Annotated in this window: 21 protein-coding genes; 8 read left to right on the top strand and 13 right to left on the bottom strand. The window is 63.2% G+C overall.

Going from position 1 to position 19275, the window contains the following annotated elements; all coding sequences use genetic code 11:
• The first annotated feature begins 121 nt into the window (after positions 1-121).
• The 3 genes from IVB18_RS40985 to IVB18_RS40975 all read left to right on the top strand — a co-directional run bounded on the left by IVB18_RS40985 (position 122) and on the right by IVB18_RS40975 (position 2365).
• Positions 122-1270 carry a methyl-accepting chemotaxis protein gene (locus tag IVB18_RS40985; RefSeq protein ID WP_247985866.1) on the top strand — a complete coding sequence of 383 codons (1149 nt, stop codon included), beginning with the start codon at positions 122-124 and terminating at the stop codon, positions 1268-1270.
• 24 nt (positions 1271-1294) lie between these two features.
• Entirely contained in the window at positions 1295-1804 is a 510-nt protein-coding gene (locus IVB18_RS40980; protein ID WP_276581227.1) for a methyl-accepting chemotaxis protein, read from the top strand.
• Between the two features lie 168 nt (positions 1805-1972).
• On the top strand, positions 1973-2365 hold the full coding sequence (locus IVB18_RS40975) for a tautomerase family protein (protein WP_247985865.1): 393 nt from the start codon (positions 1973-1975) through the stop codon (positions 2363-2365).
• A gap of 1163 nt (positions 2366-3528) precedes the next feature.
• On the opposite strand, the gene IVB18_RS40970 is transcribed toward IVB18_RS40975, so the two are convergent.
• Genes IVB18_RS40970 through mdcA form a run of 7 tightly spaced genes read right to left on the bottom strand, consistent with a single transcriptional unit; the run spans position 3529 to position 9540 of the window.
• The gene (locus IVB18_RS40970; RefSeq protein ID WP_247985864.1) at positions 3529-4446 is read right to left on the bottom strand and encodes an acyltransferase domain-containing protein; all 918 of its coding nucleotides are present in this window, start codon (positions 4444-4446) and stop codon (positions 3529-3531) included.
• Entirely contained in the window at positions 4440-5294 is an 855-nt protein-coding gene (gene mdcB, locus IVB18_RS40965; protein ID WP_247985863.1) for a triphosphoribosyl-dephospho-CoA synthase MdcB, read from the bottom strand. Before mdcB ends, IVB18_RS40970 begins: the two co-directional genes overlap by 7 nt.
• Complete coding sequence (mdcG, locus tag IVB18_RS40960; protein WP_247985862.1) at positions 5291-5938, bottom strand: malonate decarboxylase holo-[acyl-carrier-protein] synthase; 648 nt, start codon at positions 5936-5938, stop codon at positions 5291-5293. The genes mdcB and mdcG overlap by 4 nt, the downstream gene beginning before the upstream one ends.
• On the bottom strand, positions 5931-6668 hold the full coding sequence (mdcE, locus tag IVB18_RS40955; RefSeq protein WP_247985861.1) for a biotin-independent malonate decarboxylase subunit gamma: 738 nt from the start codon (positions 6666-6668) through the stop codon (positions 5931-5933). The genes mdcG and mdcE overlap by 8 nt, the downstream gene beginning before the upstream one ends.
• Complete coding sequence (locus IVB18_RS40950) at positions 6655-7569, bottom strand: biotin-independent malonate decarboxylase subunit beta (protein ID WP_247985860.1); 915 nt, start codon at positions 7567-7569, stop codon at positions 6655-6657. Before IVB18_RS40950 ends, mdcE begins: the two co-directional genes overlap by 14 nt.
• Positions 7566-7883: a malonate decarboxylase acyl carrier protein gene (gene mdcC, locus IVB18_RS40945; protein ID WP_247985859.1), complete on the bottom strand. Its 318-nt coding sequence runs from the start codon at positions 7881-7883 to the stop codon at positions 7566-7568. The genes IVB18_RS40950 and mdcC overlap by 4 nt, the downstream gene beginning before the upstream one ends.
• A 10-nt stretch (positions 7884-7893) precedes the next feature.
• The gene (gene mdcA, locus IVB18_RS40940; RefSeq protein WP_247985858.1) at positions 7894-9540 is read right to left on the bottom strand and encodes a malonate decarboxylase subunit alpha; all 1647 of its coding nucleotides are present in this window, start codon (positions 9538-9540) and stop codon (positions 7894-7896) included.
• Positions 9541-9733: 193 nt separating this feature from the next.
• On the opposite strand from mdcA, the gene madL reads away from it, so the two are divergent.
• Genes madL through IVB18_RS40925 form a run of 3 tightly spaced genes read left to right on the top strand, consistent with a single transcriptional unit; the run spans position 9734 to position 11631 of the window.
• Entirely contained in the window at positions 9734-10168 is a 435-nt protein-coding gene (gene madL, locus IVB18_RS40935) for a malonate transporter subunit MadL (protein ID WP_247985857.1), read from the top strand.
• On the top strand, positions 10165-10929 hold the full coding sequence (gene madM, locus IVB18_RS40930) for a malonate transporter subunit MadM (protein ID WP_247985856.1): 765 nt from the start codon (positions 10165-10167) through the stop codon (positions 10927-10929). Before madL ends, madM begins: the two co-directional genes overlap by 4 nt.
• On the top strand, positions 10930-11631 hold the full coding sequence (locus IVB18_RS40925; RefSeq protein ID WP_247985855.1) for a GntR family transcriptional regulator: 702 nt from the start codon (positions 10930-10932) through the stop codon (positions 11629-11631).
• Between the two features lie 147 nt (positions 11632-11778).
• Here IVB18_RS40925 and IVB18_RS40920 read toward each other — a convergent pair whose 3' ends face one another.
• From IVB18_RS40920 to IVB18_RS40895, 6 genes are all read right to left on the bottom strand, one after another.
• Complete coding sequence (locus IVB18_RS40920; RefSeq protein ID WP_247985854.1) at positions 11779-12405, bottom strand: LysE family translocator; 627 nt, start codon at positions 12403-12405, stop codon at positions 11779-11781.
• A 14-nt stretch (positions 12406-12419) separates the two neighbouring features.
• On the bottom strand, positions 12420-13049 hold the full coding sequence (locus IVB18_RS40915) for an FMN-binding negative transcriptional regulator (RefSeq protein ID WP_247985853.1): 630 nt from the start codon (positions 13047-13049) through the stop codon (positions 12420-12422).
• A 71-nt stretch (positions 13050-13120) separates the two neighbouring features.
• Positions 13121-14587 carry a PLP-dependent aminotransferase family protein gene (locus IVB18_RS40910; protein WP_247985852.1) on the bottom strand — a complete coding sequence of 489 codons (1467 nt, stop codon included), beginning with the start codon at positions 14585-14587 and terminating at the stop codon, positions 13121-13123.
• Between the two features lie 81 nt (positions 14588-14668).
• Positions 14669-15127, bottom strand: a complete 459-nt coding sequence (locus IVB18_RS40905; RefSeq protein ID WP_247985851.1) for an ester cyclase — start codon at positions 15125-15127, stop codon at positions 14669-14671.
• Between the two features lie 55 nt (positions 15128-15182).
• Positions 15183-16166: an MDR family oxidoreductase gene (locus IVB18_RS40900; RefSeq protein ID WP_247985850.1), complete on the bottom strand. Its 984-nt coding sequence runs from the start codon at positions 16164-16166 to the stop codon at positions 15183-15185.
• Positions 16167-16179: 13 nt separating this feature from the next.
• Complete coding sequence (locus tag IVB18_RS40895; protein WP_247985849.1) at positions 16180-16986, bottom strand: TetR/AcrR family transcriptional regulator; 807 nt, start codon at positions 16984-16986, stop codon at positions 16180-16182.
• Positions 16987-17077: 91 nt separating this feature from the next.
• Between IVB18_RS40895 and IVB18_RS40890 the strand changes: the two genes are divergently transcribed.
• Together IVB18_RS40890 and IVB18_RS40885 are read left to right on the top strand one after the other, a co-directional pair.
• Positions 17078-18073: a tripartite tricarboxylate transporter substrate binding protein gene (locus IVB18_RS40890; protein ID WP_247985848.1), complete on the top strand. Its 996-nt coding sequence runs from the start codon at positions 17078-17080 to the stop codon at positions 18071-18073.
• Positions 18074-18095: 22 nt separating this feature from the next.
• The gene (locus tag IVB18_RS40885) at positions 18096-19274 is read left to right on the top strand and encodes an acyl-CoA dehydrogenase family protein (protein ID WP_247985847.1); all 1179 of its coding nucleotides are present in this window, start codon (positions 18096-18098) and stop codon (positions 19272-19274) included.
• Position 19275 lies beyond the last annotated feature (1 nt).

Raw genomic sequence — 19275 nt, 5'->3', positions numbered from 1 at the left:
ATGCGCCGTGTTCGACTGTCACAGACGCTCTAGGTGACTCCTGCGCGCTAAAGGCATTTTTTATCAATGTGGGATAGATGAGGCGGAGTGATGGTCGGACTCCGCGTGTTAAGGATTTTTCATGCTTGCCAAGCTCAAGATTTCTTCCAGGCTGATGTTGATGGTGGTTCTCTCTGTTCTGGGAATTGCATCCGTGGCCGGGTTCGGCTTGTCGGCCCTCAAGAGCAGCTTGCTTGAGGACCGAAAAGACAAGCTTCAGCAGCTCGTCCTCCTGGCGAAGCAGGCGCTTGAATTGGACTACCAGGCATCCCGAGCGGCAGGGCTCTCCGATGCGCAGGCCTTGGAGCGGAGTAAGCAACTGCTTCAATCATTGCGTTTCGGCAATGACGACTATCTTTATGCCCTCGACATGGACTCCGTGCTGGTCGCGCATCCCAATCCCAAGTTTCAGAACAAGAGCATGAAGGACAACGCGGATGCCAACGGTGTCTTTTTCTCCCGGCTGCAAGTCGACCTTGTGAAGTCCGGCGGATCCGGCTTTGTCGCGTTTAGCTTTCCCCGTGCCGGCGTCGGCGACCCGCTTCCTAAGATCGCCTATGTTGTCGGATTCAAGCCCTATGACTGGGCAGTCGCGGGCGGCATTTATCTGGATGACGTCGACGCGATATTCATGGCAGAAGCAAAGCGCATTGGCCTTCTCATCGCTATAGCCCTTGCTCTTGTCGTGGCCACGTCGATTTTTCTTAGCCGTAGTATCACGCGGCCGATCGCAAGCCTCACTGGGGCAATGCGAAAGCTCGCGAGTGGCGATACAAGATCGTCGATTCCTGCGCTCTCGCGTGCGGATGAAGTCGGAGAAATGGCGAAGACCGTCAAGGTGTTTCAGGACGCCATGATAGAGACCGCTCGCCTTCGCCAGGAACAGGACGAGATGAAATTGATGGCCGAGACGGAGAAGAGGGGGCTCCTGGGCAAGCTGGCTGACGAGTTCGAGCAGGGTGTGAGCACGTCACTCGATGCCCTCTCTCAGTCGGCTTCCGCAATGAGGACGACGTCCCAGAGCATGTCGGAGACGGCGAAATCTGCCAGCCGCCAGTCCGGAGTAGTTGCGACTGCTGCAGAAGAGGCCAGCTCAAGCGTGCAGTCGGTCGCGTCGGCCACTGAGCAGCTCTCGGCCTCGATCGCCGAGATAGGCAATCAGGTGGCGCGTTCGACCAAGGTCGCCGGAGGCGCCGTTGAAGAGGCGCGACGGACTAATATCACAATTTAAGGGCTTGTAGCCGCGACATCAAAGATCGGAGACGTGGTTCAATTAATAACCGCGATCGCCAGCCAGACGAACCTGCTGGCGCTAAATGCAACAATTGAGGCCGCGCGTGCCGGCGAGGCGGGAAGGGGATTTGCCGTTGTCGCAAGCGAAGTGAAGTCGCTCGCAGGCCAGACCGCACGTGCAACTGAGGAGATCTCCACCCAAGTCAACGGCATGCAGGGCGCCATGAGTGAGGCTGTCCAGGCAATCGAAGGAGTGAGCGGCACGATATCCTCGATCAACGAGATCGCAATTGCGATTGCATCCGCCGTGGAGCAACAGGGTGTCGCGACGCGCGAGATCGCACGCAGCATCCAGCAGGTCGCGCAAGGCACCGAAGAGGTATCGCGCAACATCGTAGGGGTGAGCGAGGCGTCTGGCCAAACCGGGGTGGCTGCAGCTGATGTGCTTGCGGCTGCAGGTGGGCTGAGCAACCAGTCCACTTTGCTGGGAGCGGATGTCGATCGTTTCCTGGCGAGTGTTCGCGCCGCGTGAGTTAGAGTGCTCCGTCGTCCATCTTAAGGACAGATGACGGTCATCTGAATTCATGATCTCGCTCGGGCAGAGAAAACTTACAACGAGTATTGCAGCTTTTCGTTGCTCGGTCAGCCTTGGTTGCCCGCCGCAGCTTTGTTAGTTGAGCCAGAAGTGAGGAGCATCGCCATGCCATTTTTGCGGTTCGATTTGATCGAGGGACGAAGTGATGCGGAGATCCAACGGCTTATGGATGTCACTCACGAAGTCCTGGTAGAAACGCTCCACGTGCCGCCCCGCGATCGCTATCAGGTGGTGCATCAGCACCCACAATCCAGCATCGTCGCGCTTGACACAGGTCTTGATATCAATCGGACCGATAAATTGGTCATGCTGCAATTGACGAGCCGCCCGCGCGACAAGGCGTCCAAATTGGAGTTTTATCGCGTCCTCGCCGAGAGGCTGTCGTCATCGTGTGGAGTAGCGCCAACTGACCTCTTGATAAGTTTCGTGATCAATGCGGACGAAGATTGGTCATTCGGCATGGGAAGGGCCCAGTTCGTCACCGGCGAGTTGCACTAGGCCTGGAGCGAGTTTCCGTCAGTGTTGGTGCAAAAGAACCGACGCCGTCCGCTCGCCAGCACCCAGCAGAGACGCGTGCCTCGCCAATGAACTCAACGCGTTGTCGCGTTCGAATGACATAAGCAATTCGCGGGCCGGATTGCCACTTGGTTGCGGATTTCCCCCCAAGAAGGCCAATAAGAGCTCTTCAACGCTAAGGTTGCGGATTTTTCGCCCGCTCATGCGGACACGTGCTCGAGCTGCACAAAGTAGATACGATCGAACTTCAATGCCGCGGCAGGCTCAAGACATTCGACAAGAACCGTAGCCTTACCTAGTTATAGACTATCGTTTTTATGACCGTCATGTAGTCGCGCGGCAGAGACCGTTGCAATGACCCTACTTGCTTTCCCCAAAACAGGTTGGCAGGCGGTACAATACCGCTGCTGGAAACCTTCGCGCATTAAGTGCCGCCCTCACGCAATTCGATTTTGGTCACGTTCGCGCCCCTGAAGAAATGTCGGTCGCATTGGCGGTGCTGGAAGCAGCCAATTGCTGCATCGGGCCATTATGCGCGACCTTGATGATGCTTCCTAGCTGGAACCATCATCGAGCTGTCGCGCGATCTGTCGCATTCTATTCAGGACGCACGCGACAAGTTAGCTTCAAGCGGACTCTAAATTCCTTTGCCCGTCAAGCTGCTTACAATGAACAGCAGCGGTGGACCGGTCAGGTCGATGTCCTAGAAGCGCAGCGCAACGCCGAGGCTGCTGAGCTGATGGCTATAGCAGGTTTAACGCCCGCTGGCGGGCCTGTCCTTTCCCCAAGTTTTGGCTGTAAGCGGCGGGTTTTCGGATCTACCCCGAGTGCAACATCACGGGGCATTCAACCTCGTGGCACTTAACGTCACCACAGTCGACCGACAAAATTGGCGCGGAGATAGGCAGCCCTGCGGCGCACCTTGCTGCGCCAACACCAGAACTGGAGCAAGTGATGACAAAACGTCTGCATGCCGCGCTGGAAGGCTTGCCGAAACTAGTCTCCTGATCGCTAGGGCGGTCGCCCAGAACGCTCGCCTTTCGTTGTGTGCTAGTCTTGCACCTTAAGGGCTGCTGGTGATGCCGCGCGCGAGTAACCGGCGCCATCGAGTGCGGGTTCGAGCGTGGTTCGCGTCCGGTCTCCTGCTATTTGGAAGCAACCCAGTTTCGCAGGCCCTCGATCGTGCGAAAGCCGTCGGCGGCGTAGCAGCGTGTGGACGGCTGAGATGCTCGCATCATCTCAGCCAGCGCATGTCCGGGCCCGAGGTCCAGCACCTCGGTGACGCCCAGCTCTGTAAGCGCGTCCAGGGTTGCCGCCCAATCGATGGGATGGGCGACCTGGTTTGCCAGTTTCACCGTGGCGCCGGCGACCGAGAAGATCCGTTCGCCGTCACCGCCGGCAAGTAAGACGCGCTGGCCTGCGACGGCCGCGTCACTACTAGCATCGAGCGCCTGCTGCAGAGGTTTACAGGCCTTCGCCAGCCTCGTCGTATGCGACGCGATTTTGACGGCGAGAAGGCCGGTGCGCGCTCCTGCCCCAGCGGCCTCGTCGCAGAGCGCGATAACATCCCGCTCCACGCCTCCGACCACGAAAAGAAGGTCAGGATTCCTGATCGCGATCTCGCAGCGGTGCTTTGCAAGCAAGAGTTCGATCGCAGTCCGGTTGAGCCCGCGGATGTAACCCAGGCGGCCATCGGGCTCCGTTGCGCTTTCCATCAGCCGTGCACGAATATTGGTGAGCCGCAACGCTTCGTCGGCGGTCCAGATTCCCGCGATACTCCAGGCCGCCATCTCGCCGACGCTATACCCGGTGACAGCGGTCTCTTCGGTCAACAGGTCAGCGATGCAGGCGTGGATCGCGAGAGCCGATGTGACGGTCAGGACCTGGCTGGCATGATTTTCCGACAGTTGCTCGGCGTTGAGCGTCCGAACGAATTCCCGAGGATCCTCACCGAGACAAGCCGTCGCCGCGGCGAAGATTGACTTCGCGGCAGGCTGGTCCGCGACAAGATCAAAAATCTTGTCCGAGAGCGCACCTTGTCCGCCGCAGAGCAGTGCTAGCATCCCTGATCGATCCGATCGACGAAAAGGGCCATTGCCAGCAGGTCTGCGGAGCCGCCGGGACTGAGATTGCGTGTCACGAAAGCTTCGTGAATCTCGGCAGCACGCCTGCGCCATTCCGGCGATCCAACCCCGCCCGCGGCAAGAAAGGTGGAGGCGCTGGCTTGCGCGAACCCCAGTCCCTCGGCCCCGCCTCGATGCAGGAGGTTGGTGTCGGTGACGTTACTGATCAAGCTCATGCAGGTCTGAACGCGAACGGCTTCCTCGTCATGAGGCGCAAGCTCGCGCGCTGCATGCAGCGCGGGTAGGGCGATGTCGTAGACCGACGGGAAACCGTCGGCGGCTTCCCCCCTGGCGCCGCCGGCGCCGTAGCGCCGCGCGGCCACGGCGCCGTGGCTGCGCAGCGATACCGGACCGGACAGGATGTCCTCGCCCCAACGCTCCGAAACCAGCCGGCCGAGGGATTTGCGAATGCCCACGGCGTTCCGATAACCGGCCGCGGCGCAGAGCAGACCCAGTCCGAAGATCGCGCCCCGATGCGTATTCACACCGCAGGTCGCAGCCAACATCGCGCGCTCTGCGGCAACGCCGATCGCGCGCAACCGGTTCATGCCGGCACCTTTGGCGCCTGCGGCGGCCAGATCGCCGAAAAACGGCGTCAGGGTGTCGGCGCTCAGGCACAACAGGGCGGCGTCCATGTCGCGATGCGCACCGTTGTCGACACGGCTAACGAGCCCCGGCTTTGGATAGGTCTCGACTTCGAGCTTCAGGCAGAGCGATGCGAGATGGCCGAGCTGCTCCGCAGGAAGCGCGCGACCCGGCAGTGATTGCCATCTGAGCGCAATGGTCATGACACGAGATCCGCGAGGAAGGCCGCGCGCGTCGTCGTGGTGACGCCTGCCGGACCCTTCACGAGGACTTCGTCCGCGTCAGTACCAGTCAGTTCGCGCCATTGAACCCCGCCGGCGGGACCTGTGATCTCCCCGTCCAGCCGCATCGGCACCTGCTTTGCGATCCGCGCGATGTCGGCCACCAGAGTTGCGGCCTGCTTCGCCGACGACAGAGGCCAGAGCAGATCGAGGTCCGATCCATCCGAAAGATAGGGAAGGCCGGTGAGATGCTGCCAGGCCAGGCTGCCATAGGTGCGGGTCTCCGGCTGAAGCCGGAGCAGCTTCTCGATCGTCTCGCGCCAGCGCGCGGGCGCCGCCACCGCTGCGTCGGCCAACAGCGGAGGCGGGGCCGATGCGACGATATCGGCAGCAGCGAGCGAGACCGCGATGCGTTGCTTGCCGTGGCTCGGCGGCAACGGCAGACCGAGCGGAACGAGGCCTGCGGTATCGCTGCAAGCCGGCCGGCGAACGACGAGCGGGCGTCCGGCGTGGGCCCAGCCCGCGACGATCGGCTCGCTGGCGAGTTCGGGATCGCGGTTCATCACCGCGGCCCATCCGGCTGCCGAAGCCTTCACCATGCTGTGGCGCGCGAGAGGCTCAAGCATGTCGCGCCCCCTGATGTGAGTCCGTAGCGCGCGCAACACGCTCGGCAAGCTCGGCGGCCTTCCGTCGTCCACCGCGTTCGCTGCCGAGCCGGCCGCGATCATCCGGTCCGAGCGACCGTTGCAGCACGGCGGCAAGCTGCGGCGCCAGCGGCGCAGCTTCGTCCCAGACGACGTGGACGCCGCCTGTCAGCACCATGTTGTCGAGCCCGGGCGCGAACACCGGCGTGGGTTCCGCCTTGGCTTTCAAGACGTCGATCGGAAGCTTGGTCACCCGCGCCATCGACGGCAGGTCCATCACCGCGGGATGCGCGCCGGGCAGCGCCACCAGCGTGCCGGTGGCAAGCGCGGTGGCGATGAACGCGCCGGCGGCGCTGCCGCCATAGAGCAGGCCGACGGTGCGATGTCCCTCGGCTTCCGCTAGCAGCAGGGCCTTGGCGAGATGCGACAGATATTCGCTGAGGCCCAGCAGCTCGTCGCGCTTGCTCATGCGCTGGCTGGCGGAATCCACCAGGAACAAGATCGGCGCCCGATCCTTCGATTTGACGATCTCGATCACGCGCCTCGCGAGCACGATGGCTTCGTCCACGCCGAGCGGCTGTTCCTGGGTGATGCCGAGGACGTGGATCGGTCCGCCGTCAGGCAGGACCGCCTGTCCCGCGATCACCGCGCCCGTGGTTTCGATCTTGGCACCGTTCGGGAACAAGCCGGTCAGGATGTCATCGAGCGTCATCGGCATTCTCCCTGTTGCTGGCCGCGCGAAGGAACGCGCCGGTCGGAAGTGCGGGGATCTCGGACGGCTGGTCGATGCCAAGCGCCTGCCAGATCTCGACGGCGTCCTCGTCTTCGCCGAAGCGCTGCAATCGCCGCTCGAGGCGCGTCTGCTCGGCTTCAAGAACCGTTGCGTCGCATCGTCCGTTAGCCTTGAGCGCATCGATCGCCGCCTCGCGAAACGCCAGCGCCTCGTCGTCGACGAACGCATCGGCGCCGCCGATGAGGTAGCGGTGCTTGCCGCCCATGGTGCGCCAGACCAGGGCGCGGTCGCGCGAGTCGAATTCCTCGATGCCTTTGTTGGTCTCGATCACCTCGGGGCCGCTGACGCTGAGCCGTCCCTGTTCGGAGATGATCAGGCGCGAGCAAGTACCTGCGATCAGGCTGCCGCCGCCATAGCAGCCGGCGCGCCCGCCGATCAGGCCGACGATGTGGATGCCGGCGCGCCGCGCCTCGACCACCGCGCGCATGATCTCCGCGATCGCGAGCTCGCCGGCATTGGCCTCCTGAAGCCGCACGCCGCCGGTGTCGAACAGGATCAGCACGCTTTGGTTCAGCGTGCGCGCCGCGCGCAGCAGTCCGGTGAGTTTCGCACCGTGGACTTCACCAAAGGCGCCACCCATGAAGCGTCCTTCCTGCGCGGCAACGAGCACCGGCGCGCCATCCAGCCGGCCGCGCCCGATGACGATGCCGTCGTCGAACTGCGCCGGCAGGTTGAAGATCGAAAGGTGCGGGCTGATCTCGCGCAGCTCCGGGCCGATGAATTCACAGAAGCTGCCGGCATCGACCAGCGCGTCGATGCGCTGCCGGGCGCTTGCCTCGTACCAGCTCAGCGAGACATCATTGGCGGTGACGGCTGTCATCGTTCCGGCTCCTCGATCTTGCGGATGCCCTGGGCAAGTCGCAGCGCCACGGTGTCGGGGCGGGCGCCGCCGTCATTGATGGAGATGCGCAGGCCGCCGGCAGAGCGGCGGGCGACGAAATCGCGAACGACGGCGTCCCACACCGCGCCGAAGCCATGAGCCGCGGTTGCGATGTCGATCGTGCACGTGTCGGCCGGTGAGGCCCGTTCCAGCAGCACCTCGAGATTGCCGGAGGCGACGACGCCGACGATCGCCTGCGCGCGGGTGCCGCCCGCGGATCTGGCAGCGGTCAGTCTGAAGCTGAGCTTTTCCATGCGAAACCCCTCACCAGTTGCGGAAGCGGCTGGGCGGACGGTAGAGACCGCCGGAGGCCAGCATGAGATCTTTGATCGAGCGGGCCGCCAGCAGGCGGCGGTCGGCATCCAGCGGATCGATGCCGAGATCCTCGGGACGGCGGATCACGCCGCGTTGCCGGAGCTGCTCAACCAGCTTCGCATCGCGCGCGCGTCCGATGTCGGTGTAGCCGGCCACGCCGCGGATCGCCTGCTCGCGCTCGTTCTTGCTGCGGCACATCAAGAGGTTGGCGATGCCTTCCTCGGTGACGATGTGGGTGACGTCGTCGGAGTAGACCATCACCGGCGCCAGATCGAGGTCGAGCTTGCGCGCCAGCTCCAGCGCATCCAGTTGCTCGACGAAGAGCGGGACATTGCTGTCACCGAAGGTCTCGCCGATCTGCACCACGAGCTTGCGGCCGCGGCGCAGCGCAGCATTGGAATCGGGGTCGGCTTCGGCGCCGGCCTTCAGCCAGGGTTCGCTCGGGTGACGGCGGCCGCGCGGGTCGGATCCCATGTTAGGCGCGCCGCCGAATCCGGCGATGCGGCTCGTCGTCACCGTCGAGCTGTGGCCTTCGAGGTCGATCTGCAGCGTCGATCCGATGAACATGTCGCAGGCATAGAGGCCCGCCGTCTGGCAGAAGGCGCGGTTGGATCGCAGCGAGCCGTCGGGACCCGTGAAGAAGATGTCGGAGCGCGCCGCGACATAATCCTCCATGCCGACTTCCGAGCCAAAACAATGGATCTGCTCGACCCAGCCGGATTCGATCGCCGGAATCATGGTCGGATGCGGATTGAGCGCGAAATGCGTGCAGACCTTGCCCTTGAGGCCGAGCTTCTCGCCGTAGGTCGGCAGCAGCAGCTCGATCGCGGCGGTGTTGAAGCCGATGCCGTGATTGAGCCGGCGCACGCCATAGGGCGCGTAGATGCCCTTGATGGCGAGCATCGCCGTCAGGATCTGGGTCTCGGTGATGGCCGCAGGGTCACGGGTGAAGAGCGGCTCGACGTAGAAGGGACGGCCGGCCTCGACCACGAAATGCACGAGGTCGCCGGGAATGTCGACGCGCGGCACCTTGTCGACGATCTCGGTGACTTGCGCCACGACGAGACCGTTCTTGTAGCTGGTCGCCTCGACCACCGTCGGCGTGTCTTCGGTGTTCGGCCCCGTATAAAGGTTGCCGTCCTTGTCCGCGCTGACCGCCGCGATCAGCGCGACGTTCGGCGTGAGGTCGATGAAGTAGCGCGCGAACAGCTCGAGGTAGGTATGCACCGCCCCGAGCTCGATCTTGCCGCCGAACAGCATGCGCGCGATGCGCGCCGATTGCGGGCCAGAATAGGAGAAGTCGAGCCGCCGCGCGATTCCCTTCTCGAAGATGTCGAGGTGGGAAGGCAGGACCACGCCGGATTGGACCATGTGGAGGTCATGGACATCCCCGGGGTCGAGGTTCGCGAGGGCCGAGGCAAGGATGTCGGCCTGCTTCTGATTATCACCCTCCAGGCACACCCGGTCGCTTGACCGGACCACCGCCTTCAGAAACGCGCCCAGATTCGGGATCGGGACTATCTTTCCCTTGGCGTGCCGGCGGCCGGCCGCGAGGCGCTCCCCCAGGGCGGCCTTTTGCATACCCCAACGACTCATTTCGGCTCCTTGGCATGCGGGATGAACTTTGATGTCGCTTAATGTATACGTATTGCCATCGATTGTCAATTAATGTATACGCAAAGACAGAAGCGATGAATATTCGCATACACAGGAGGGAATTTAGGATGCGAATGCATACAAACAGTTCGGGTCCAGGGGCCGCCGCCGCGCTCGCAGAGGGGAGGCGCCCGTGACCATTTCCGGCGTAGCGCTACTCGCGATCTGCACGTTGCTGGGGAGCCTGCTCGGGGACCTGCTCGGCGTCGCCCTCGGTGTGAAGGCCAATGTCGGCGGCGTCGGCATTGCGATGATGTTCCTGATCGCGGCCCGGCTCTGGCTGATGCGGCACGGCCTGCTCAGCCACGGGCTCAAGACCGGCGTCGAGTTCTGGGGCAGCTTCTACATTCCGATCGTGGTCGCCATGGCCGCGCAGCAGAATGTCGTTGCTGCGGCAAAAGGCGGTCCGATCGTCGTCATTGCTGGCGCCGGAGCGGTCGCGGTGTGTTTCGCGATGGTGGCTCTGATCGGCCGGCTGAGTAGCCGCGTCGAGACCATGGACGAGATCGAGGCCCGAGAAGCGCTCGAGGCGAGCGTGCCTCACTTCAAGTCCGGGAGGATCGGATGACCATGATATCTCACGTTCTCGCCGCAAGTTCGCTGATCACGGCCTTCGCCGCCGTCGGGGTCCTGATGTGGATCTCCGGAGCGATCTCGAAATACCTCACCTTCGGACGCATCCACGGCTCGGCGATCGCGATCATGCTGGGTCTCGTGCTGGCCTTTTTCGGCGGTATCGCCACCGGCGGTGAAAAGGGCGTCGCCGACCTGCCGGCGCTGACCGGGATCGGCCTGATGGGAGGTGCGATGCTGCGGGACTTCGCCATCGTCGCCACCGCCTTCGAGGTCGATGTCGTCCATGCACGCAAGGCCGGGCTGATCGGTGCGGTCGCACTCGGATTGGGAACGGTCGTACCGTTCATCCTCGGCGTGTTTGTCGCCGCAGCGTTCGGCTACACTGACGCCGAATCGCTGACGACGATCGGTGCCGGTGCGGTCACCTACATCGTGGGACCGGTGACGGGGGCGGCGATCGGGGCATCCTCACCGGTTATTGCGCTCTCGATCGCGACCGGTGTATTCAAGGCGGTGATCGTGATGATCGGCACGCCCTTCGTTGCCAAGATGATCGGCCTCGACAATCCGCGCAGCGCAATGGTGTTTGGCGGCTTGATGGGAACGGTCAGCGGCGTTTCCGGAGGGCTTGCGGCGACCGATCGGCGCCTGGTGCCTTACGGCGCATTGACCGCGACGTTTCACACGGGCTTGGGATGCCTGGTCGCACCGTCCATCCTCTACTTCACGGTGCGCGCAATCATAGGAAGCTGAATGGCTAGTTTTCTCAAAGTTGCAGCCGAAGCGGAAGAGGATGGCGGGCTTCTGTCCGATCGGATCCGAAACGCGTTGACTGATGAGATCACTTCCGGCGCTCTCGTTGCCGGCTCGGCATTGGAAGAACAACAGCTTGCTGATCGCTTCGGAGCCTCCCGCACGCCGGTGCGGGAGGCCCTTCGTCAACTCGCGGTCAGTGGTCTGGTGGAAGTGCGCGGACGTCGCGGCGTCGTCGTTGCCCGGATGACAGCCGAGCGCATCATGGACATGTTCGAGACGAGTGCTGAGGTGGAGGCCATGTGCGTGAGGCTTGCGACCTATCGCATGACGCCGCTGGAGCGCAGCGATCTGATTGAGCTCCACGACACCTCGCTGGCAATGGTCGACGCCAACGACGTCGATGCCTACGACGCGTTCAACCGGCTGTTCCACGAAGGCATCTACAGCGCAACGCACAACGCGTTCATGGCCGAGCAGGCGCAGGAGGTCCGTGCGCGTCTCAGCGCCTTCCGCCGCACGCAATTGCGGCAAGGCGATCGCATCCGCAAGTCCCGCGACGAGCACGACGCCATCATGCAGGCGATTGCGGAGGGCGATGGCGATACGGCCTCTCGCAGAATGCGCGCGCACATGTTGAACGCCGCCGCAGCGCTTCGCCGCTACATCGACGACCGCGCCGGCGGACAGGCTCGGGCCTGACAACATGTGACAGTAGGATGAGCCTACCTGCGCATTTGGCTGTACTTTACGCAAATTGGCCCATGGTCGATTGGGTCGGGCGTTTGATGTTTTGCTTGTGCTGATGGCATGTCGACCGTCAGATCGACACAGCGACAAAGCGTTAGCTTAGCTTGCGCGACGCGCGATAAGAAGCGCGGCCCCAAGTCCGCACATTACGGCTCCAGAGGTCTGTCTCGTCCGCGCGATGAACGTGGGTCGCCCGGCGAGTCCATCCCTCGCTTTGGCCGCCCAACGGGTCACGATCAGGTCTACGGCAGTGTTCAAGGCGACGGAAATCGTGCCGAGCACAACGAACTGCAGAGCCACGTTCACGCTCGTGTCGACGAACTGCGGAATAAAGGCAAGGAAGAACGCGGCCGTCTTTGGATTCAGCGCCTCCACGACGATGCCTTCGCGCATTGCACGGCCAGCGCCGGTCGTCTGGACTTCGGCCGGCGCGGGGACTCGCGCTTCCCTCCAAGTCTTGATGCCGAGCCAGATGAGATAGAAGGCGCCGGCGATCTTCAGCGCAGTGAACGCTTCCGCGCTCGCCATCACCAGGGCCGAAATGCCGATCGCGCCGGCGAGCACGTGTACGAAACCACCGACACCCAAGCCGACGCTGGATGCTAATCCCTCGGTCCGGCCGCCGGCCAGCGTGCGGGCGACGATGTAGAAAATGCCCGGCCCCGGCGTGACCGCCACGACCGTAGCGGCGGCCAAGAACAGCGCGAACGTCTGAAGCTCGAACATCGTACCTCCGAAAGCTAGACAGGTACGGGAATTAGAGGGGCTGCGGCACGATCCGCAGGATTCTCGCTGGCCGCCAGGCCCGCCGCGACGCCGACGCGATCGGCCTCTGGACGGTTCTGGCTCATCTTGCGCTTGCCTTCGAAGCGCACCACGGGGATGCGGATCCCGACGATGCCGCGCAACTGGGCAGCAATGAAATCCGCGGGAGCGTCCGAGACGGCCCATGGCTTCGCACGCGCTGCTTCGTGCTTCCGCGTCAGGCGAGTCACCACGTCGAGCAGACGCTCTGGATCCTGGAAGAACTCGGCCGGTCCGAACGCGTGCACAGCGACGTAGTTCCATGTCGGCACGACCTTGCCGGTCTCCTGCTTGGTCGCGTACCAGGAAGGCGTTACATATGCCTCCGGACCCATGAAGATCGCGAGCGCGTTTCCGATCGGAGGGAGCTTCCACTGCGGGTTGGCCTTAGCCAGATGCCCGTAGATTACGCCGTGCTCGTCCTCGCTTTCGTCGAGAAAGAGCGGAAGGGGGGTCGCCAGCGGTCCCTCGGCGGTCGCCGTCACAAAGTTGGCCAAGCGGGCGTCCCGGATCGTCGCGCGGATGCTATCGAGGTTCTCGTCCTTGAAGGCGGGAGGTGTGTACATGACCGGTCTCCGTTGTAGGACATGGAGATAGCGTGGGTCTGGACTACGTTAAACGTCCAGTTTTTCTCAAATCATCTAGTCCAGTTTGCGAGGCGATCAATCTGCTCGACGGCGTCGGCGAGCAATTTGCAGCCCTTCTCGATCTGCTTCGCATCCAGAGCCGAGTAGCCCATCACCAGGCCAACCACGTCTGGACGACCCGCTGTGCGCTGGTCGAAGAGGGGCGAAATCGGGTAGACACCGACGCCCTTAGAGCGCGCCGTCCTGACGAGATCGTCCTCCGCCGCGATCGGCAGTCCCTCGAACCATGCGACCAGATGCAAGCCGGCGGCGGCGCCCTCGACCCGGACGCGGTCCCCGAACCGGCGATGCAGGGCCTGCAGCAGCGATTCCCGGCGTTCGGCGTTGCGTCTTCGAGCACGTCTGACATGACCTTCGTAGGTGCCGCTCTCGAGCATCGCGGCGAGGGCCTCCTGTTCGAGCAACGGCGTGTGGCGGTCCATGACCTGCTTGGCGGCGGCGAAGGCGGATTGCAGCCCTGCGGGCACGACGAGGTAGCCGACCCTAAGGGTGGGCGACAACGTCTTGGAGACCGTACCGAGGTAAACGACCCTGCCGCTGTCCTGGAGCGTTTGCAGCGGCGGGACCGGCTTCGTGTCGTATCGATACTCGCTGTCGTAGTCGTCCTCGATCAACCACGCATCGTGTTTTCTCGCCCACGCGAGAAGTTCGTATCGTCGCGCGACCGGCAACACGCCGCCTAGCGGATATTGGTGGGACGGCGTCACGTAAGCGAGCCGGGCTTCGATCTTCGCGACGCGCTTGGTGTCGAGGCCGTCCGCGTCTACGGGGACCGGCACCGCGATGGCGCCCGTCGCCGCGAAAACCACCTTAGCGATCTGGTAGCCGGGGTCTTCCATGACGAAGCGGTCGCCAGCGTCGAGGAGCAGCCGAGAGCAGATATCGAGCCCCTGCTGAGAGCCGTTGACGACGACGATCTGGTCGACGTGGCACCGCACGCTCCGGGATCGCCACAGATAGCCCTGAAGGGCTCTTCGGAGCCGCAGCGATCCGCAAGGATCATCGTATGCCAGGTGTACGGGCTTGCGGGAGATGGCGGCGACCATGGCCTTCTTCCAGGCGGACACCGGGAAATCCGACGGTGAGAGCTCGCCGTATCGAAAGTTCGCGACCAGGCCGCGAGGCGGATCGGTCCATCGGGAGGCATCCTTCAGGAGTCGCGCCCCGAGTTGTGAGAGGTGAATGTTGCGAGCCGAAGTGCGGGACGCTTCGCGCTTTTCGATCGCGCCGACGGCCGCGCCGACCACGCGGGGCCGCGCACCGTGACGGACATTTATGAAGCCTTCCGCCGCCAACTGTTCGTAGGCGACGGTAATGGTCGAACGGGAGACGCCTAGTTCGGCGGCGAGGGAGCGTGAAGACGGCAAGGCGCCGTCGGTGCCGTAGGTCCGTCCGATTATCTGCGCCTTGAGCGTTTCGTATATCCGTCGGGCACCCATCCGCCCCGATGTTTCCATGACGCCTCCATGTGCGAGCGGCCTTGGCGTCCAGAGGAAGCGGCAACCGTGATCGCCCGTCAAGCCTCGCGCAAAGGTTTGCTACTTGTCCGTCGTGAACTCCGGCGTGCTCGCAGCATCCGGTGCTAGTCGACCGATCAGCCCGTGGATGTCGCCCAGGACCCATAGATCGGTCACCTTGTCGCCTCGAAACGTGAAGATCGGAGCACCGTACCACCAGACGTGTCGCCCAGTGGGCGCATGTCCGAATATCGACTTTCGATGGATGCCATGGAAGCGCAGCTTGCCTGAGACTTTGTTGCGCTCCTCGACGAGATCGAGAATGTCCGACGTGTAGTGTTCTAGGGATGCGGTGACCCACCGGACGTAGTCGACGAATTGCGCGTGCCCGACGACCGTAGGACCGAGCGAACCTCGGAAAGTGAACTCCGGATGGAAGATCTCCGGAATCAGCGCGACGTCGGCGTGATCCCACATCTCCTTGTAGAATTTCCGTACAACCTCCTTTTGCGGGGTTAGTTCGCTCCGATCCAAAATCAAAGGAGCTTCCAGTCCTGCCGGCGGTGCGATCATCTCGCGAGCCTTTCGATCATGTTCATCGATTCACGTCGACGACCGTGCGCCCTCGCACTTGGCCACTCATGAGGCGGTCCGCGGTGGCGACGACGTCGTTCAAACCGATTTCAATGGCCGTCTTCTCCAGATCGGCTTCGGTAAGCAAGGAAGCGAGACGATCCCAGGCTTCGACGCGTTCTGCCTTCGGGCGGGTCACGCTGTTGATGCCGAACAGCGCCACTCCGCGCAGGATGAAGGGGGCGACGCTTGCGGGAAAATCCAATCCTTGCGCCATGCCGCACGCGGCGACCGCTCCGTCCGCTTTGATCCCGGCACAAACGTTGGCGAGCGTATGGCTGCCTACCGAGTCGATCGCAGCGATCCATCGTTCCTTCTGCAGCGGCTTGCCGGGCTGCGACAATTGTGACCGGTCGATGATCTCGGCAGCGCCCAGGCTCTTGAGATAGGGCTCCTCGTCCGGTCGGCCGGTCGAAGCCACGACGCGGAAACCGAGCTTGTGGAGAAGCATGATCGCGATGCTGCCGACGCCTCCGCCGGCGCCGGTCACCAGTACGTCGCCCGCGCCGGGACGGATGCCATACTTCTCGAGGGCTATGACCGACAGCATCGCGGTATAGCCCGCGGTACCGATGATCATCGCGCGGCGGGAAGGCATCGAGGGCGGCAGCTTGATCAACCAGTCGGCCTTGACCTTTGCTCGCTGCGCGAGGCCGCCCCAATGTTGTTCGCCGACACCCCAGCCATTGAGAACTACCCGGTCCCCCGGCGCGAAGGTCGGGTCGGAGCTCGACGAGACCACGCCAGCGAAGTCGATCCCGGGTACCAGCGGGAAGGATCTCACGATTGGGCCCTTGCCGGTAATCGCGAGACCGTCCTTGTAGTTCAGCGTGCTGAACTCGACGTCGACGGTCACCTCACCGTCGGGCAGGCGGCTGTCCGGCAATTCGGCGACGTCGGCGCGATATCCCCGCTCGTCCTTCTCGATCAACACGGCTTTGAACAACTCGAACTCCTCTTCACGATTTTCTTCTGGACTTGGCCTTCGGCTCGTCCGGACGCGGCAGGCCGGCGACGAAACCGGCGATGAAGGTATCGAGCGGGAGGCCGTTCTTGACGAGGCGCGCCCGCATCACCGCTCCCTCCCAGCCGATCCAGAAAAACTCAGCCAAGGCATCACAGTCCGCGCTGCCGATCTCGCCGGCCTCGCATGCGAGTTCCAGGCAATGCGCCACCTTCCGCTGCCATCCTTTGACGATCTCGTCCAACGCGGACCTGTAATCGTCGGGCAGCGCCTCGACCTCCTGGCTGAGGTTTCCGACGAGGCAGCCGCGCGTATAGCCGTATTTCGCCATGCCCGCTTTGGCGTCCTCGACGAAAGCTCGCATGCGCGCCAACGGCGCAAGCGTTCCGTCGTTCAGGGCGCGGTCCAGCTTGTGTCGGAAGAAGGAGTCGTAGGCTCTCATGATTTCGCGGCCGTAGTCGGCCTTGCTTTCGAAGTAGTGGTAGAACGAGCCCTTTGGCACGGTGGCACGGCGCAGCAGCGCGTCCAGGCCCGTAGCTGCGAAACCTTGTTGGGTCATCACCTCCATTCCGCAACGGATCAGAACGTCACGGGTCGGCGCATATCCGACCTCGTCTCGGCCCGTCACGTTCTGGCGGTGATTATCTGAAGATTTCGCCATTGTGTCCTCATTAGACCGATCGTCTAGAACACAACCATTGGGCTTGGCAAGCCTGGAACTCGGCTGCCGGGTGGCAATATCGGCCGAAATGCTGCTGTATAGCGCATATTGTACGCTTTTCCGCAGCGTTTGCCGAGTCATTGTGCGGCTCCGGGTCGCGTCACGTTAGTTTCACACTTGACACAAAGTGTCCTTGGCTCGAAGTTGGATCGTCCTTCGAGGGAGGTGCTGCATGTTTCGATCATTCCGAAGAGCCACGTCGATTGCCGCCGGCGCCGCCATCCTTTGTCTCGGCTTCCTTGCTGAGCCGGTCGAGGCCGCCGATGCCTATCCCTCAACCACGATCAAGCTGGTCGTCGGATTTCCACCCGGAGGGCCAACGGACATCATCGGCCGGGTGATCGGTCGTCTGCTCGCGAAGGAGTTGAACCAGAACGTCATCGTCGAGAACAACGGCGGCGCCGGGGGAATGATCGCCGCGTCCAACGTCTCCCGCGCAAACCCTGACGGCTACACGCTTCTCGTCGCGGTGGAGTCCTCGAATACTCGCGCCAAGGCACTGTATTCGTCGGTGCGCTACGATCAGCAGAAGGGCTTCACCTATATCCGGAAGGTTGCGAAACAGCGGAACCTGCTCGTGGTGAACCCGAAGCTTCCAGTTTCCACTGTTCCGGAACTCGTCGCCTATCTGAAAGCGCACCCTGGAGAAGTAAACTTCGGCGGTACGTTCGGAGCGACGTCCCATGTCGGCGGCACGCTGTTCGACATGGCCTATGATACGAAGATGACGTTCATCAACTATTCGGGCGGCAACCAACCGATCGTCGATTGCATGTCGGGCATCCTGCAGGTGGGCTTCTTCACCGAAGCCACGATCGGCCAGCAGGTCAAGGCCGGATCCCTGAAGGCGCTCGCGGTGACGTCGGCCGACCGGTCGCCGGCCTTCCCGGATCTGCCGACGATCGAGCAGGCCGCTGGCAAGCCTCTCGATATCTCGCCGTGGTTCGGGGTCGCGGGTCCGCCGAACCTTCCCGCGGCCGTCGTCGCCAAGGTTGGCGCAGCACTCGACAAGGCTTCGAGCGACCCGGAATTCCTGAAGCAACTGGAAACGATCGGCGCCACGCTGATCACTGGTTCAACGGTGGAGAGCTTCACGGCCGAGGTCGGACAGGAAGAGGCCTACTGGAATAAGTGGGCCAAGGACATCGGGGCGCCTCTTCAGAAGTAGCTCGCTCGCCGAAGGATCTCCTATGGGCTTCTATCACCAGTACGACGCTCAACTTTCTGCGGAAGAGCGCGAGCATGTGGCGAAGGCGCGGGCATTCTGCGCCGGCCCCTTTTCGGAGAGTGTCTTCGCAGCGCACATGTCGGGCGAGGCGTTTCCCGAAAAATGGATCGCCGAATGGGCTGCACTCGGCATGCTGGGCCTCCAGGCAAAGCGTGCTCACGGTGGACTGGAAGCGTCCTACCTGTGCAAGATTCGCGTGGCGCAGGAGATGGCGCGTCACGGCTTCGCGGCGGCGTTCTGCCTCAACCATCACCAAGGCGGAGCGACGCGACTTTCCCAGACCGGGACGCCGGTCCAGATCGAGCGACTATTGCAGCCCGCGCTACGCGGGGAGCTTCTCCTGACGACGGCCATGACCGAGCCGGCGGGCGGCAGCGATGTCTCCGCTCTTACCACGACGGCCGCTCCGGTCGACGGCGGCTGGGCTCTGAGCGGCACAAAAGCGTGGATGACGGACGGCCTGCTGGTCGGTGGTTTGATCGTCCTCGCCCGTGTAGGCGACGCCGCGGGGGCAGGGGACATCGCCAGCTTCTATGTCCCGGTCGGCGAGGCCGATACGGTAAAGCGGACCGAGATCGTCGTTCCCGGAGCGCGTTCCTTCCGCCTGGCCGAAGTGGCCTTCAACTCCCACTTCATTCCCGAGTGGTGTCTGATCGCTGCGCCCGGCACCGCGCTCAAGACATCTATGGCATCGGTCAACGCGGCCCGCGTCCACGTGGCCGCCATGTGCGTCGCGACCCTGCATGCGGCACTGTGCGAGGCGGTCGACTACTGCGAAGCTCGGCAGGCCTTCGGAAAGTCGCTGACCGGGCATCAGGGCCTGCGCTGGGAGCTGGCGGAGGTGTCGGTCCGGCTCGAGGCCGCCAACGCGCTCGTCTTCCGCGCCGCCGAGCAGATACAGACCGGGGGAAATCCGGTCGCGCTGGCTGCGCAAGCCAAGAAGTTCGCTGTCGACACCACACTTTGGGGCATCGATCAGTGCGTCCGGATCCTGGGCGCGTCGGGCGCCGGCGCGGGCCACCGCCTGAACATGCATTTCGCCGAGGTCCGGATGGCGGCCTACGCCGACGGCACCAACGAGATGCTGCTCGACCGGGTCGGCCGCGGCCTGTCCGCGACGTATCCCAAATCAATCCCGTAGC

The organism is Bradyrhizobium sp. 186 (assembly GCF_023101685.1).
Classification (GTDB): domain Bacteria; phylum Pseudomonadota; class Alphaproteobacteria; order Rhizobiales; family Xanthobacteraceae; genus Bradyrhizobium.
Note: the sequence above shows the minus strand (reverse complement) of the source record. Positions and strands in the feature narration are given on the sequence as shown.